This window comes from Exiguobacterium sp. NPDC077395, from assembly GCF_050269125.1.
Classification (GTDB): domain Bacteria; phylum Bacillota; class Bacilli; order Exiguobacteriales; family Exiguobacteriaceae; genus Exiguobacterium; species Exiguobacterium aestuarii_A.
Window position 1 is genome coordinate 206,604 of the sequence record NZ_JBNNHU010000002.1, and the last position, 15,587, is coordinate 222,190.

Below are 15,587 nucleotides of genomic sequence, written 5' to 3' on the forward strand. Positions count from 1 at the left end.
TGACAGAAACCTTATTCTGAGAGAGGCTCTTCCTCTTCATGTGAAGCTAAAATCAGGTCGACGAAGACGATTCGATGGTTATCGACTTCACTGACAATCAATTCATGGTCGCCAGGTAAGAGGAAGCGTTCGCCCGTCCGAGCATTCGCTTTTTGCGATAAGACAAATCCGCCGACCGTATCGACATCATCTTCGATTTCGATCCCAAACCGTTCCTCAAGTTCTTGTGTTAACACAAGTCCGGAGAGACGGTAGTGTTTCGGAGCAATTTCAGTAATTTCTGCTTGTTCATCTCGGTCGAACTCGTCGCGAATCTCACCAACGATTTCTTCTAGGATGTCTTCAATCGTTAAGAGGCCGGCAGTACCCCCGTACTCATCGATGACTAAGCACATCATCGTCTGCGCGTTTTGCATCTTTACCATCGCTTCTTGAAGCGGCGTGAACTCGGTGACGAGTGGCAATTGATGAATGAACGACTCGAACGGTGCGTCATTTTTTGAAAGTTGAGCAGTGAAGAGTTGTTTTGCATTCACAAATCCGAGCACGTCGTCACGGTCGCCATCTCGTGTGACCGGATAACGCGTATACTGGTGCTCTTCGACAACTGAAATGATCTCTTCAATCGTATCTTCTTCATCGATTGTGACCATGTTCATACGTGGAACCATGGCATCCTTGGCGATTCGTTCGTCAAACGAGAAGATGTTTTGTACATATGCCAACTCGTTTTCGTTGATTTCACCACTACGGAAACTTTCCGTCATGATGATTTTCAGCTCTTCTTCTGAGTGTGCCGTCTCCTGAGCCGTCGTCTGCACCCCAAATAAGCGGAGGGTGAGACGTGCCATACTGTTCAAGGCACGAATGAACGGGTAGAAGATTTTCGTGAACACGTAGAGTGGGCGTGCGACAAGGAGCGTCAACTTTTCGGCTTCATGGACCGCAAGTGTTTTCGGCACAAGTTCTCCAATGACGACGTGCAGGAACGCAATGAGTAAGAATGCGATCAGGAACGACAAGAATGTCACGAGAGATGGCGATAAGTTTAGCTGGTCGACCAACGTGTGGATATATGTTTCGATTTGGTCGGCACCAATCCACCCGAGCCCGAGTGCAGAAAGTGTAATCCCGAACTGAGATGCAGAAAGGGAGTCATCGATATTCTCGATGACTTTTTTTGCGCTGACCGCTTTCTTGTTTCCTTCAAGCACGAGCTGGTCGAGTCGAGCGCCACGCACTTTCACAATTGAAAATTCGGCTGCCACGAAAAAGGCAGTCAAAAAGATTAAGAGCGCAACGATGAGTAAGCTGAGTAACATGGGACTGTCCAACAATTCCCCCAAAAATCGGGGAGTCACCTCCATTGAGTATAAGATCAAACGTCTTTCAGGCAGTTCCTGAAAACGAATAGTTTGTTTCAGTATAGTTGATTTGTTTCAAATATTCAAAATGCAGCCAATCATGTTTGATGAAGAGGGGAATGTGGGAACTAAAAACGAGAAGATGAAGGAGGAGTTCACATGGCAAACTATCCAGAATTAAAAGGAAAAGTCGCGGTCATCACGGGAAGCTCGAAAGGTCTCGGTCGAGCAATCGGTGAGCGTTATGCGAAAGAAGGGATGAACGTCGTCCTGAACTATCGTAGTAGTGAAAAAGAGATGGAAGAAGTCATCCGTGGCATCGAGGCAGGTGGTGGGAAAGCCGTCGCCGTAAAAGGGGACGTCTCGGAAGAAGGACTCGCGGAGAAGATGATCGAAAAAGCCATTGCTGAGTTCGGGAAAATGGATATTTTCGTGAATAACGCGGGCGTTCAAGTCGAGGCGAAAACACATGAGATGGAATTCGACAATTGGAAGAAGATTATCGACGTCAACTTGAACGGAACGTTCCTTGGTGTCCGTGCTGCCTTGAAGTACTTCGTTGAGAACAAAATCGAAGGCAATATCATCAACATGTCTTCTGTTCACGAAGTCATTCCACGTCCTGGTTATACACATTACGCAGCAAGTAAGGGCGGCGTAAAAATGTTCACGAAATCAGTCGCTCTCGAATATGCACCGAATCACATTCGTGTGAATGCGATCGCACCAGGGGCAATCGATACGCCAATCAACGAAGAGACGATGAGCGACCCAGAAGAGAAGAAAGGGTTAGAGGCACTCATCCCATCTCACGTCATCGGGAAACCGGAACAAATCGCCGCCGTTGCCGCTTGGCTCGCGTCGGATGAATCGTCATATGTCACAGGGACAACAATCTTTGCGGATGGTGGACTATCACTTTATCCATCATTTGGTCCAGAAAATAAAGTACAGTAAACAAGAGGGTGCGCAAACGCACCCTCTTGTTGTTTAACTACTCATTTGATTCGATACATCCTTTTTTGGAAGACTGACAGTAAAAATAGAGCCTTTACCGATGCTCGACGTAGCATGAATTGTGCCCCCATGACCTTCTGCAATCTCTTTACAAATCGCGAGACCCAGACCGGTGCCTCCGATTTTGCGGCTGGCGGAATTGTCGACGCGATAAAACTTGTCAAACAACTTCGACAGCGCGGTTTGAGGGATCCCGATTCCATGGTCTTCAATCGAAATATCAATCCAATCAGGTCGCTCACATGCGACACGGACATGGATGTCTCCACCATGAGGAGAATACTTCACAGCATTATGGAGTAGATTCATGAAGAGTTGATTAAGTCGCGTTCGGTCTCCATATACGTAAAGATCTTCCTGACAATCAAACGAAATATGATGATGTTGACTTGCTCCTTGATGCACCGCGATAGCCTGTTTCAGGATGTCGGACAGGCGCTCGAATTCGTTATGATACGTCTGTTGTCCTGATTCCATCCGTTGGACATCGAGCAAGTTGGAAATCAAATCTTCGAGACGCAATGTCTCTTGATGAATCATCCCTAAATATTTTTCGGAACGTTCGGCTGAAAGTTTTCGGAAACGGAGAAGCTCGGTGAATCCGATGATACTCGTGAGTGGGGTACGAAGTTCATGGGAGACAGTCGAAACGAGTTCAGTTTTCAAACGGTCGACCTCAGTCTCATGCGTGACATCACGGAAGACGAGCATCGTCCCGTGGCGTGTACCTCTCAAGTAAATCTTCTCCGCATACATTTGAATAAAGCGTTCTTCCTGATTCATCGAAAACGTGACGCTCTCTTCTTTACACTGTCCATCAAACGACCGCTCCATGAACGCGAAAAAGTCATCCTTTTGGTCGACCTGCAGTCCAAGTTCTTCGAGGCTGGCGTCTAAACGGTATAAGTCGACTTCGTTTCGCTTTGTGATGGGTTGGTTAAACAAGACGAAGAGTGCTTGGTTGGCCACTTTTTCGCTGGTTGCGTGCTCGACATAGATGACGGCATCGCGGATGGAGTGAAGGAGACGCGCTGTCTTCTCACGCTCTTCCTCAATTCGATGACGTTGTGTCGTAAGTGACGAAGCCATCTGACGAAATGAGGTTGTCAGTTGACCGACTTCGTTTTTAGATTGAACGGTGACCGGCGTGACCGGCTGCTTCTCTCCGGCAAGACGCTTACTGTTCTCAATCAACTCCTGAAGTTGACCCGTTAAGCGTCTGACGTAAGGTCGAGCGACGATGAAGAGAATGAATAGGACTCCGAGTAAGGAAAGGAGCCAGAGAGCTTGTGCCCATTTCGTATGTGTCGCAAGTTGAGCACGGAGCGCATCCTCTTCTGCGTTCAGTGAGTTCCGATATTCCGTGAAGACGCTCTCCATATCGACGATGCTCGCGCTCATATCTGCGGCACTTTTCGAGTTGATTTTAAATTTACGGTCTGCCGGCGGCTCTTTTTGAGGGTTTACTTTCCCGAGCGTCGGCATTTTTAAAAAGGGTTCGGTTACGCTTCCGTTCCGCTTTCCTTCTACATAACGTTCAAGGCTCGGCATGACGCGTTCTTGATAAGCAACAAACAGCGTACGGGCATCGCTCGCATACGTTTTTTCCTTATCGGTTACGGCGTTCTGTTCGAACCAAGTCGTCTGTTCGTCAATTAAAACTTGTTTATCTTGTACGCGCTCTAGCATCGCATCGTCTCCGAGGAGTACGTAGCCGCGCATTTCATATTGCATCGACTGCCATGTCTCAAACAATTCGGTCGCATTCGTGCGCCGTTCACTGATGTTTTCGAGCGATGACGTCGTCTGTTCGATTTGGTTTTCCGTATACACGTATACGGCAAGCGACGTGAGGAGGATCAGTCCGATGAATAAGTAGAAGACAAATAAAAACTGTCTTCCGATCCGTTGGTCAATCCATGACTTCATAAAGACCGTTCCTTCCTAGAATGATGAACATTCCGACTGTGACAAATATCCTACGAGTGTCGTTCTTTTATTGTACAGATTCACCTCCTCATAAGCTAGATATTGAGAAATCAGGGGAATGGCAGCTATTATATATTGAATAGTAGTAAATGATGTGCTATTGTTCTATGTATAGTAGGGGGTGGGATCATGAATCCTCAATTCAAGAAGGGCGTACTCAACCTATGTGTACTGGCGCTTGTAGCGGAACAAGACCGCTACGGCTATGAACTCGTCCAAGCGATTTCGGCCAAAGTAGCGATTTCAGAAGGTGCCGTCTATCCGTTGTTACGTCGATTGACGACAGAGGGCTATTTCACAACGTATTTAATGGAGTCCGGGGAAGGGCCTCCAAGGAAGTATTATCAGATCACGGAACAAGGGCGAACACATTTGGCTGAGTTACGAACGGAATGGGATGTATTCACGAACGGCGTCAATGACTTAATCCGAGGGGGAGACGACAGATGAATGAAGAACAGTATTTGTCAGAGCTTGAGCAATTATTGATGAACGTGAAGGTGAAAGATCGCCTCGATATTTTACGAGATGTGTCTGAGTACTTCACGAGCGGTCGATTAGAAGGAAGAAGTGATGAAGAGATGGCGCGCGAGTTAGGGGAACCGAGCGTGCTCGCATCGGAACTACTTGCCTCTGTCGATTTTGAAGTAGCGGAGTCGACACGACCGCCTGCAGTTGTCAAAAGTTCGACCGTCGCTTTCCAAAGCGTCCTCATTCAAGTTCAACATGCGCAGGTGTTCGTGACACCATCACAAGATGGGTATGCGTACGCGACACTTGAAACAGAGACCGACCATGGGGTAGTCATGGATATCGTCGGGGACACGTTAGAAATCCGGATTGAATCCGAACGTCGTTTCGGTCTGTCTGATTTGTTTTCGTGGTTTGGGTCAAAAGCACCGGTCCTTCGGGTCGAGCTACCTCATCATGCCTATCATCAAATTCAATTGAAGAATCGTCACGGTTCGAGTGATGTACAAAATCTTCAAGCGGAACGTTTACTCGTAGAGAGCGAGAATGGGCGAATCATCGCACATCACATTCAAGCACGTCATGGCGAACTTCGCACATCGAACGGGAAAGTGCTCGCATCAGACTGTCATGGTCACGATTGGGAGCTTCATTCCTCAAACGGTCGTGTTGAAGCGAAGCACTCTCAGCTAGAGCGCATCAACATCCATTCCTCGAACGGTCGAATCGATGTTGATCACGTCACAGGAGCCATTGATGCCAAGACTTCGAACGGCCGGATTGACTGCCTCGTTCAATCGATTCAAGCACCGATTCGTTTGAAGACCAACAACGGAAAGATTGACTTGCACGTCGATGAACGTCCGGAAGATGTGACGATTCGGGCGAAGTCACGGAATGGAAAAGTCAATGTGTTCGGAGAACGGTCGAAAGAGTGCGTGTTCGGTGAAGGATCTATTGAAGTGAAATTAACAAGCTCAAATGGGAGCGTCACGGTATCAGGATAAACGTAGCCCCTCCATCGATCGATGGAGGGGCTATACTTATAAATCATGTACCAACACATAGGCGACTCGAACAGGACCATGAACACCGACAATCAGATTCATTTCGATGTCGGCTGAGTTCGACGGACCGGAGATGAAATTGACACCGTTCGGGGAATGGAGACCATCTCGATCGAGTGCGGCAAGCTGTTGTGCCGTTTGCGTCATACGTGGAACAAGGACAGATTTCGGGATAATCGCAATATGGTCTTGCGGTAACAGACTGATTGTCCGTGATTTTCCAGGCTTCGCATATTGGACGATTGTTGCACTTTCCGCAAACGCTGCATCTGCTATCGTGATGCCGATGTCGGCACGTGCGGCGAGCTCTCGGCTCGTGTCCGGCTTTGTCGAATCCCACCATGCGAACGTCTCACTCGTGGAGGGAGCCCAAGCGGAAATTCGGTCATCGTTTTCCGCGAGGAGCCGTGTTCCTTCGTAACGTTCAATCAAGAGACGGAGCGTATCATCGAGATTCGCAGATTCACATTCCACCAAATCGGTATGGATTCGTGTCGCGACCATGCGAAACGTCTCGAGTAGCTCTTCTTCGCTCGCATCTTTTAACACGTCGTCTTGTGGGCGATGTTTGTACTCGCGTTTCGGTGGGGTGAGGTCGACCTCACGCCCGAGCTGTTTGGCGATGCGTTGTAAAAAGTCTTCACGGTTTGTGATTGTACCAGGATTCATCAGGCGTTCCCCCGTTTCTTGAACCAATCTCGGACAGTTTGTTTATTCGGTTGAGGCAAGTCTTTCGAGTCCGTCCAAGCCGGCAGTCCTTTTTCGATCTGACCGGATGTGGCGAACGGTGATGTCGCAAACGGTGCGACATGTTCCGCTGCTTCGAATAAGAACGGACTTGATGCTGTGACGGCAAATCCCTTCATCGCAATCCGTTCCACGAAAGGTGATTGTTTCTTTTCCTCTACGATGACGCGGCGGTGCTCAATCAACAGCTCGTGTAACGGAATCTTCACGGGGCATGCCTCTGTACAGGCACCACAAAGACTCGACGCATAAGGAAGTTCTTTATAGTTCTCGTAACCATCTAGCAGTGGGGCTAAGACGGCACCAATCGGACCAGGATAGATTGAACCGTACGCATGACCGCCGATGTGACGATAGACAGGGCAGACGTTGATACAGGCCGCACAACGTATGCATTGCAGGACCGATTGGAACTGTGTACCGAGAATGCCAGAACGCTTATTGTCGACGATGACAAGGTGGAATTCTTCAGGACCATCGACTTCACCGACCGCACGCGTCCCTGCGAATGTCGTGATGTATGACGTGAGGCGTTGGCCGACCGCGCTTCGACAAAGCATATTGACGAGTACTTCGAACTCTTCATAAGAAGGGACAACCCGTTCCATCCCCATGACAGAAATGACCGTGTCAGGAAGTGACGTCACCATGCGCCCGTTCCCTTCATTGGTCACAAGCCCGACGGCTCCACTCTCCGCAATGGCAAAATTACAGCCGGTGATGCCGACTTCTGCCTTTAAAAAGTCTTTTCGTAGTTCTTGTCGTGCATAGCGCCCGAGTTCGGTCGGATCGTTTGAACCGGCATAGCCGTGAGCGGTGAACGTCTCATGGACAGCGTTGCGGTCTTTGTGAAGGGCAGGGGCGACGATATGAGACGGTGGGTCTTCGTCGAGTTGCAAAATCCATTCCCCAAGGTCGGACTCGACGACGGTACATCCTTCTTCCTGGAGCGCCTCGTTTAATCCAATCTCTTCTGTGACCATCGATTTTGATTTCACGACATGTTTGGCTTGTTTCGAACGAACGACTTCCCGAATGTAACGGTTCGCTTCTTCTGGCGTCTCTGCGAAGAAGACGCTCCCACCTCGTTTTGAGACATTCTCGCTCAATTGATACAAGTAATAGTCGAGATGCTCGAGCACGTGTTGACGAATCTCTTCCGAGTGGTCGCGGAACGCTTCCCAGTCTCCGAGTTCACGCGCAGCATCCAACCGTCCATCCCGCAGCCGGTTTTGAGCTGAACTGACGGCTTGCCGCATGAACGCATCCTCAATCCCGTCCTTCCGACGGTCCTGAAACTTCTCATCTAACCGAATCCCCATGCTCATGCTTGCTTCACTCCTTCGTTCAAGACTTCGGCAATATGCATCACTTTAATCGGATGTCCTTGTTTATGAAGGCGTCCGCCGATGTTCATCAGACACGATGCATCCGCCCCGATCAAAATGTCTGCACCGGACTGTAAAATCGATTCGACTTTCTCATCCACCATCTGCACCGAAACGTCCGGCATCTTGACAGAGAACGTCCCTCCGAACCCGCAACAGTTATGTACGTTCGCGAGGGGGACCATCGTCAAGCCATCGACGTTTCCTAGCAACTTTCCAGGCGCCGCTTCAATTCCGAGAAGGCGGGTCATATGACAAGACGCATGATAGGTCGCTTTGGCGGAGAATTTGGCGCCGACATCAGTGACTTCGAGCACATCGACGATGAACTGCGTCAGCTCAAACGTTTTGGCGGCATGTGCCTCTGCCCGAGGACCCCATACCGGATCACCTTGGAACAAATGCGGATAGTCGCGCATCATCATGACACATGATCCCGATGGTCCGACGATATATTCCGCATCTGCTTGTTCGAACGTTTCAATCATATGCTTGGCAATCTTTTTCGTTTCCTCATGATAGCCGCTGTTATAAGCAGGTTGCCCACAACACGTCTGTTCAAAAGGGAAGGTCACCTCACACCCTAAATGTTCGAGCAGTTCGACTGTCGCTTGTCCGACGGATGGAAACAACGTATCAGATAAACAAGTGACGAATAAAGCTACATTCGGCATAGCCATTCCTTCTTTCTTCTCATGATAGCGATTTCACCGTCATTATTTCATAATACGTAGAAAAGTGACAGAAAAATGGGGAGAAAAACTGATTTATTTGTAAAATCCTGTCTAATTGATAATGTATCTCACTGAACAGATATTCATCTCTTTTCTGATATAAAACAGGAAGGAAGAACGTATAACAGAAAAAGACCCTCGTCATATGACGAAGATCTTGTGTCTAAATTATAGGAAGAACATTTCCAAGATGAAGAGTGCGCCGAACAAATAGATGAGCGGGTGAACCGTCTCTTTGTTCATCGCTTTGAAGATCGGGTACAAGATGAACCCGAATGCGATCCCGCGTTCGATACTTCCTGAAAGCGGCATGATCAAAATCGTCATGAAGGCCGGGAAGTATTCGCTAAAGTCGCTCCAGTCGATATAACGTACGTTCGTCAACATGAGCGCCCCGACGATGATGAGTGCAGGAGCTGTGATCGCCGCAACGCCAGAGATGGCACCGATGAGCGGGCTGAAGAAGAGCGTCAATCCGAACAAACCAGCGACGACGGCCGTTGTGAGACCCGTACGTCCACCTTGTGCGACACCGGCTGCAGACTCGATGTATGCCGTCGAAGGACTCGTCCCGACGAGTGAACCACCCATTGTGGCAAGTGAGTCGGCAAAGAGTGCACGGTGACCATTTTCAATCGTTCCGTCTTCTTTTAAGAGACCGGCTTGTTTCCCGACACCGACAAGTGTACCTGTCGTATCGAACAATGTGACGAGGAAGAACGAGAGGACGGCACCGAATAATCCATATTGAATGACATCACTAAATGCTGTTACCGGGTTGACCATGAGCCCTTCTGGAAGTGTCGGCATTGCCGTGACACCGTTGATTTGTAAGATGTCCATGAAGTAAGCCGCGATTCCGGTGAGTACCATCCCGATGAGTAAAGAACCGGGTACGTTTCGTGAGAAGAGAAGTGCCGAGACGATTAAACCACCGAGTACGAGTAACACTTCTGGTGAGGATACGTCACCGAGACGCACCAAGTTTGCCTCATCTGCGACAATCAATCCCGATAACTTCAATCCGAGCGAAGCGATGAAAAGACCGATTCCGGTCGTGATCGCATGTTTCAGCGAAGTCGGGATCGCTTGAATCAGTTTCGTCCGAATCGGAGAAAGCGACAAGATTAAAAAGAAGACGGACGAGACGAAGACGACGCCGAGTGCGGCGGATGGTGCGATTTGTTCTTGGGCGACGAGCGTGTAAGCGAAGAAGGCGTTGAGCCCCATCCCGGGTGCCACAGCAATCGGCAAGTTCGCATAAAATGCCATTAAGCCTGTCCCGATGAGGATGGCAATGATTGTCGCCGTGAAAGCTTGAGCAAATGGAATCCCAGCATCAGATAGAATGGCCGGGTTGACGACAGAGATGTACGCCATCGTCACGAACGTTGTGATTCCGGCTGTCACTTCTTGTTTAACATTCGTACCATGTTGTTTCAGTTGAAAAATATTCATCGATAAAACTCCTTATTTCGGTCTATTTCCGAACATTAATTGAGAAAAATGTTTAAATTAACGTTATCAACTTGATGACTATACAAAAATGTTTGATTCCAGTCAATTGTTTTGAGTAAAAAACATGAAAAATGAAATTTACGAATAAATAAACTTTTTTCAAAAAAGACCTTGCTCTGAAACGCGTTTCAGAAGATACGGTATAGACAAAGGGAGGGGAACCGATATGAAACCGACAACATGGAAGACATGGTGCAGTGGAATCGTATACGAACTCGTCATCAATCAGTTGTATACGCCGTTTGGAAAAATGTTGTGTACCCGTTTCCAGGAAGAGTTTCTTCATTTGCCGTTAGAGGAGCGCTTCCGTCTCGTTCAAGCGATTCGAAGTCAAGTCGTCGAAAGAGGTGACAGTCAGCAAGCAGAGTGGGTACACTATATGCAAAGACTGACAAGTTGAGGTGGGGCGAATGGCAAACATTCGAGATATCGCGAAGCACGCTGACGTATCGGTGACGACGGTCTCGCGCGTGTTGAACGAGCATCCGTATGTATCGAAGGAAAAACGGACCCGTGTCCATGCGGCGATGAAAGAACTCGGGTATTTGCGAAATCAACAGGCGTTGACGTTGTCGACGGGGAAAACACAACGCGTCGTCGTCATCTTACCTTATATGGATCATCCGTATTACGGTCTCTTCGTCAACGGGCTCGCGAAAGCGGCCCTCGAGCACGATTACCGACTCGTCATGTGGCAGACGGAGTATAAGCTGAGTGAGGAGCGACAAGCACTCGATTTATTGAAGCATCGCGAAGTCGATGGGGCGATCGTCTTGTCGCACGAAATGTCCTTTAAGGAAATGGAGACGTATCGTGCGTATGGACCGATTGCCGTAGCGACCGTCGGCGCACCGGAGACAATCTCATCCATCCATGTCGATCATTATGCGTCGTTCGTATCAGGTATTCATGTGCTACAGGAGCATGGATATGAAGAGATTGGAATCATCTTGTCAAGAAGCCATAGTCCGAGCTCCCTTGCGCGTCAGCAAGCCTATTTCGATGAAGTAGCGCATGCGCGTGAGCAATGGATTTGGACCGGTTATTTGACGAGTGAGGATGGTATTCGGTTAGCAGAAACGTTCCTCTCTCAAAAAGAGCGTCCTCGAGCGCTCTTTTTCTCGTCTGATTATGTCGCTCTTGGATTTTTAGGGGAGATGCAACGACGGAACATCTCCATTCCTGAGGAAGTCGCCATGCTAGGGTTTGACGGACATCCGATTAGTCGGGCATTCGGACTGTCGACGATGCTTTCTCCGAATGAACAGATTGGTCGTCAACTGTTTGAAACGACGCTCGCTGAAATGAACGGAGCCATTCCAGAGATTCACGGGATGACCGTCAGCTATCAAGCGGGAATGACACTTTAGGCAACATCCTCGCTCGACTCTTTTGAAACGTTTAGAATGAAAGAAGTAGTCGAGAGGAGGAAATGTTATGAAGATTCAAGTAACAGAAGAAGCGCTCCAATGGTTTAAAGAAGAAATGGAAGTCGAAGCGGGTCAAACGGTTCGTTTGTTTGCAAAATACGGGGGCTCGACAGACTTGACGCACGGTTTCTCCGTGGGAGTCATCACAGAAGACGTGAACAATGCGGCTGTTGAGACCGAAGAAGACGGCATTCGTTTCGTCGTGGCGGAGCAAGATGAGTGGTTGTTCCAAGGACAAGACGTGAAAGTCGAACTTCGCGGAGAAGAAATCGTCTTCGTTCAAGCCTGACGTTTCAGTTTGTTTACGTTTGATGAAATGTCGTTTGACGAAATCTGGCTTGGGGAACAGATTACGACAAGTCGGATTTTCGAAAGGATGACACGATATGTCAGACAAAGAAAAGCGTGAACAAGAAGAAAAAAAGAAGTTGAAACGAGATCAACCGGATATATCCCACGAAGAAGATTCAAAAGGAGATCATTCCGACCTCGAGGAGACAGATGAAGACGAACAATCATAAGAGCCGACACGGCTCTTTTTGTTTGGGGAATTGAAAGAAATGCCGTGGACGTTATAATGGATAAGGGAAAACTATTTAGTGAGGAGAATGAGATATGAGTACAGTACTAGTCTTCGGACATAAAAATCCAGATACCGATACAATCACATCAGCGCTCGCCTATGCCGAGTTGAAAAAGAAATTAGGGATGGACGTAGAAGCAGTCCGTCTCGGTGAAGTGAACGGGGAAACGCAATACGCACTCGATCACTTCCGCGTGAAGGCACCACGTTTGATTGAAAGCGTAACAGGTGAGGCAGAAGAAGTCATTTTAGTCGACCACAACGAGTTCCAGCAAAGTGCAGACGGCATCGAAGACGTGCGAATCCTTGAAGTCATCGATCACCACCGCATCGCGAACTTCCAAACGGCAGACCCGCTCTACTATCGTGCCGAGCCAGTCGGGTGTACAGCGACGATTTTATTGAAGTTGTATAAAGAGCACGGTGTCGAAATCGCATCAGACATGGCCGGTTTGATGCTTTCAGCCATCATCTCGGACTCACTTCTCTTCAAATCACCGACATGCACGGACGAGGATATCAAAGCAGCGAAAGAACTTGCTGAGATTGCTGGCGTCGATGCAGAAGCATACGGGCTTGAGATGCTCAAAGCCGGTGCAGACCTTAGCCAAAAAACGATTGAAGAGCTCATCTCACTCGATGCGAAAGAATTCGCAATGGGTGACTATCGTGTCGAGATCGCGCAAGTGAACGCGGTCGATGCGAATGATGTCTTGAACCGTAAAGAGGAAGTTGAAGCGGCGATCGCGAACACGGTTGCGGCGAAAAACTTAGACTTGTTCGTCTTCGCCATCACGAACATTTTGACGAACGACTCAGAAGCGATTGTCGTCGGACCAAAACCAGAACTCTTCGAACAAGCGTTCAACGTGACGCTTCAAAACGGATTGGCGACACTTCCTGGCGTCGTCTCACGTAAGAAGCAAATCGTGCCGGTTTTAACTGAAGCGGCAACAAAATAATGAATCGAACCGTTGCATGAGCGCAACGGTTCTTTTTGTATAAAAATGGTATAATTAGAGAGCGAAATGGTTTGAACACTTCATTCTGTAGAGAAGGGAAATTCTTATGAATCGTAAGCGTGTATACCTGTTACTTGCGTTACTCTTCACATGCGGTGTAGCTGTTTATTTTGGAAGTCTGATGACGACGCATCCGAAACAAATCTCAGGAAACGGAAATTTGGGATTAATCTTTTTACCTGTGTTGTTGCTATTCTTTCTGCCGATTGTGTCGGGGTGGACCAACCTGATCGAAGCTGTCGACCGACGATGGTTGGCGATTGGAGTTGTCGCTCTTCCCGTTTTGCTAATCAGTGGATATCGTTATCAACAAGATGAGTTTGAAAAATATAGAACATACGTTATCGATGTTGTAATGAACCAAGAAGGAAGAGGTGATTTGGCCTATGCCAAATCAATTACAAGTGACGTTTTCTCGACGTACATGAATAATCAACTCTTCAATTTGAACACATTTTTGATGTACAGCGGCTTAACCATTTGGGTCAGTATCCTTATTGTCTTATTTCAGAAGAAAAAATTGACTAATCCAAGTGAATCATTATTAAAGAAAAGGGATAAGCATTGAGCTTACCCCTTTTCTTTATAATGTGATTCATTGAGTCGTTTCTTCAAATAATATTGTTGATGCTCTACTGTCGGGTGGTGCTCGATCACCCCAACGACTTCATAACCGAGCCCGATATAAAAGTCAGGTGCCTGGAAACTGAACGTGTCGAGTTGTATGAGACCGCACTGATGCTCGATGGCGCACTGTTCAATACGCTTCATCAATTTCGTTCCATATCCTTCTCCCCGAAGCTGTTCGTCCACCCATAAGAAATGAATGTGCATCGTGTACCAAAATACCGTACCAGTCACCCCACCGACAATCTGATCGTCGTCATCTCGAACGATGAAACTCACATGTTCGACGGGGTGCTTCACTTCATCCGGTAATTGAGATGCATTATATTCAATCAATCGCTGTCGAATATATTCGCGATCTTCCTGATTCCACTGTTGAACAATCTTCATCCACTCACCCTTTCTACATTAAAATCCTTCATCAGAATAGCATGTGAATCTGGGATTTCCTACCTGTACAAAAACAGACCGGACAATGAAGTCCGATCTTAGGATGATTTCGTTTGTCTTCCATAAGTCCCTAAGCGCCATAGCTTCTCAAATGGTCCGTAACGGTGATGCTTCAGCCACCACATCGAGAAGAATGCCTGGACAATCAAGATTGCGATGCTGAGGAATAACCCTTCGGTTAAAGAAAGCGCCCCGTACGCACCGAGTGCGATCACCGGTAAGAACACGATCAGCGTATGCGTCAAATAATTCGTGAGTGCCATCCGTCCGAGCGCTTGAAGCGGCGCGAACGTACGACCTTTACGAACGGCTACTGTGAACAGGCAGACGTAAGTCGTGGCGAGTAACTTCCCGGAAATCAAGACGGCGAACAAGTTCAGCCAAAAGTATGCATACCCTTCACCGTAATGATACCAAATGATCACGCCGAAGAATGGAAGGGCGAGGACGGCACAGATGATGGCCGTTCGCATCAAGCCTTCTAAACGCCACGTCAGGAGTTTTCGTTCACGTCCGATATACAGTCCGAATAAGAATAGACTGAGAATCTCGAAACCGACCACGAACGAGTTGGAGAAGGCGTTAAAGATTTCGATGGAATATCGATAATCGAACCAGGCACCGAAGCCTTGATTGAATACATCAGGGAATGGGATGCCACCATAATAGCTTCCACCCATGCTCCATTCATTTAACGCGGAAGTTCCATACAACAGAAGGATACTTCCAATCAACAAGCCCCATGCCCACGTCAGAATGGCACGGTTGCTCAACTTATAGAAAAGTGGAAGCAATAAGCCCCACATCGCGTACGTATGGAGGATATCACCTGACCAAATCGCCAAGTGCGCGAGACCGAACAAGAAGAGGATCAAAATCCGGCGTATGTAACGACTGACCGATTCGCCACGAGCGTAAGAACGCTCGAGGAAAATCGAAAAGCCGATCCCGAATAACAGGGAGAAAATCGTATAAAACTTCGTCTGCACGAACAAGTCAAAGAGCGTGCGAACGAACAAGTCGCTCCCATAATAATCGGGACGACCAAACATCCAGTCGCTCCCGAGCATACTCGGGATATTGACGAGGAAAATGCCGCAGAGGGCAAACCCTCGGATAATGTCATACAAAATAATCCGTTCATTCGTTTGAATTGGGGTCGCCATACGACACGTCCTTT

At 48.0% G+C, this 15,587-nt stretch carries 17 protein-coding genes; 9 read left to right on the forward strand and 8 right to left on the reverse strand.

The genetic code is table 11. From position 1 onward, the window contains the following. Positions 1-11: 11 nt before the first annotated feature. Positions 12-1,334 (reverse strand): hemolysin family protein, encoded by a 1,323-nt coding sequence (locus tag ACQKD4_RS11495; RefSeq protein WP_214695824.1) that lies wholly within the window; start codon positions 1,332-1,334, stop codon positions 12-14. A 189-nt stretch (positions 1,335-1,523) separates the two neighbouring features. Here ACQKD4_RS11495 and ACQKD4_RS11500 point away from each other — a divergent pair, with 189 nt between their 5' ends. Beyond that, on the forward strand, positions 1,524-2,321 hold the full coding sequence (locus ACQKD4_RS11500; RefSeq protein WP_214695826.1) for a glucose 1-dehydrogenase: 798 nt from the start codon (positions 1,524-1,526) through the stop codon (positions 2,319-2,321). A 33-nt stretch (positions 2,322-2,354) separates the two neighbouring features. Here the strand turns inward: ACQKD4_RS11500 and ACQKD4_RS11505 are convergent, their stop codons facing one another. Further along, positions 2,355-4,310 carry an ATP-binding protein gene (locus ACQKD4_RS11505; protein WP_337874245.1) on the reverse strand — a complete coding sequence of 652 codons (1,956 nt, stop codon included), beginning with the start codon at positions 4,308-4,310 and terminating at the stop codon, positions 2,355-2,357. Between the two features lie 189 nt (positions 4,311-4,499). On the opposite strand from ACQKD4_RS11505, the gene ACQKD4_RS11510 reads away from it, so the two are divergent. Then, positions 4,500-4,820, forward strand: coding sequence for a PadR family transcriptional regulator (locus tag ACQKD4_RS11510; RefSeq protein ID WP_074034162.1), 321 nt, complete (start codon positions 4,500-4,502; stop codon positions 4,818-4,820). Then, positions 4,817-5,848: a DUF4097 family beta strand repeat-containing protein gene (locus ACQKD4_RS11515; protein ID WP_274665405.1), complete on the forward strand. Its 1,032-nt coding sequence runs from the start codon at positions 4,817-4,819 to the stop codon at positions 5,846-5,848. The genes ACQKD4_RS11510 and ACQKD4_RS11515 overlap by 4 nt, the downstream gene beginning before the upstream one ends. A gap of 36 nt (positions 5,849-5,884) precedes the next feature. Here ACQKD4_RS11515 and ACQKD4_RS11520 read toward each other — a convergent pair whose 3' ends face one another. The 4 genes from ACQKD4_RS11520 to ACQKD4_RS11535 form a co-directional block, all read right to left on the reverse strand. Continuing rightward, entirely contained in the window at positions 5,885-6,577 is a 693-nt protein-coding gene (locus tag ACQKD4_RS11520; RefSeq protein WP_427373430.1) for a LutC/YkgG family protein, read from the reverse strand. Then, complete coding sequence (locus ACQKD4_RS11525) at positions 6,577-7,977, reverse strand: LutB/LldF family L-lactate oxidation iron-sulfur protein (protein WP_427373503.1); 1,401 nt, start codon at positions 7,975-7,977, stop codon at positions 6,577-6,579. The genes ACQKD4_RS11520 and ACQKD4_RS11525 overlap by 1 nt, the downstream gene beginning before the upstream one ends. Before the next feature lie 2 nt (positions 7,978-7,979). Then, positions 7,980-8,717: a (Fe-S)-binding protein gene (locus ACQKD4_RS11530; RefSeq protein ID WP_337874243.1), complete on the reverse strand. Its 738-nt coding sequence runs from the start codon at positions 8,715-8,717 to the stop codon at positions 7,980-7,982. A gap of 228 nt (positions 8,718-8,945) precedes the next feature. Further along, complete coding sequence (locus tag ACQKD4_RS11535; protein WP_214747100.1) at positions 8,946-10,229, reverse strand: NCS2 family permease; 1,284 nt, start codon at positions 10,227-10,229, stop codon at positions 8,946-8,948. 232 nt (positions 10,230-10,461) lie between these two features. Here ACQKD4_RS11535 and ACQKD4_RS11540 point away from each other — a divergent pair, with 232 nt between their 5' ends. From ACQKD4_RS11540 to ACQKD4_RS11565, 6 genes are all read left to right on the forward strand, one after another. After that, a complete protein-coding gene (locus ACQKD4_RS11540) occupies positions 10,462-10,695 on the forward strand; it encodes a hypothetical protein (protein WP_214876283.1) in 234 nt (77 codons plus the stop codon). A gap of 10 nt (positions 10,696-10,705) precedes the next feature. After that, positions 10,706-11,665, forward strand: coding sequence for a LacI family DNA-binding transcriptional regulator (locus ACQKD4_RS11545; protein WP_214695838.1), 960 nt, complete (start codon positions 10,706-10,708; stop codon positions 11,663-11,665). Between the two features lie 67 nt (positions 11,666-11,732). Then, positions 11,733-12,014 (forward strand): HesB/YadR/YfhF family protein, encoded by a 282-nt coding sequence (locus ACQKD4_RS11550; protein WP_074034990.1) that lies wholly within the window; start codon positions 11,733-11,735, stop codon positions 12,012-12,014. 97 nt (positions 12,015-12,111) lie between these two features. After that, on the forward strand, positions 12,112-12,246 hold the full coding sequence (locus ACQKD4_RS11555; RefSeq protein ID WP_427373431.1) for a hypothetical protein: 135 nt from the start codon (positions 12,112-12,114) through the stop codon (positions 12,244-12,246). Between the two features lie 94 nt (positions 12,247-12,340). Continuing rightward, on the forward strand, positions 12,341-13,270 hold the full coding sequence (locus ACQKD4_RS11560) for a manganese-dependent inorganic pyrophosphatase (protein ID WP_427373432.1): 930 nt from the start codon (positions 12,341-12,343) through the stop codon (positions 13,268-13,270). Positions 13,271-13,376: 106 nt separating this feature from the next. Then, positions 13,377-13,898, forward strand: coding sequence for a hypothetical protein (locus tag ACQKD4_RS11565; protein ID WP_427373434.1), 522 nt, complete (start codon positions 13,377-13,379; stop codon positions 13,896-13,898). Positions 13,899-13,900: 2 nt separating this feature from the next. Here ACQKD4_RS11565 and ACQKD4_RS11570 read toward each other — a convergent pair whose 3' ends face one another. After that, positions 13,901-14,347: a GNAT family N-acetyltransferase gene (locus ACQKD4_RS11570; protein WP_427373436.1), complete on the reverse strand. Its 447-nt coding sequence runs from the start codon at positions 14,345-14,347 to the stop codon at positions 13,901-13,903. 98 nt (positions 14,348-14,445) lie between these two features. Further along, on the reverse strand, positions 14,446-15,573 hold the full coding sequence (locus ACQKD4_RS11575) for a DUF418 domain-containing protein (protein ID WP_427373438.1): 1,128 nt from the start codon (positions 15,571-15,573) through the stop codon (positions 14,446-14,448). Positions 15,574-15,587 lie beyond the last annotated feature (14 nt).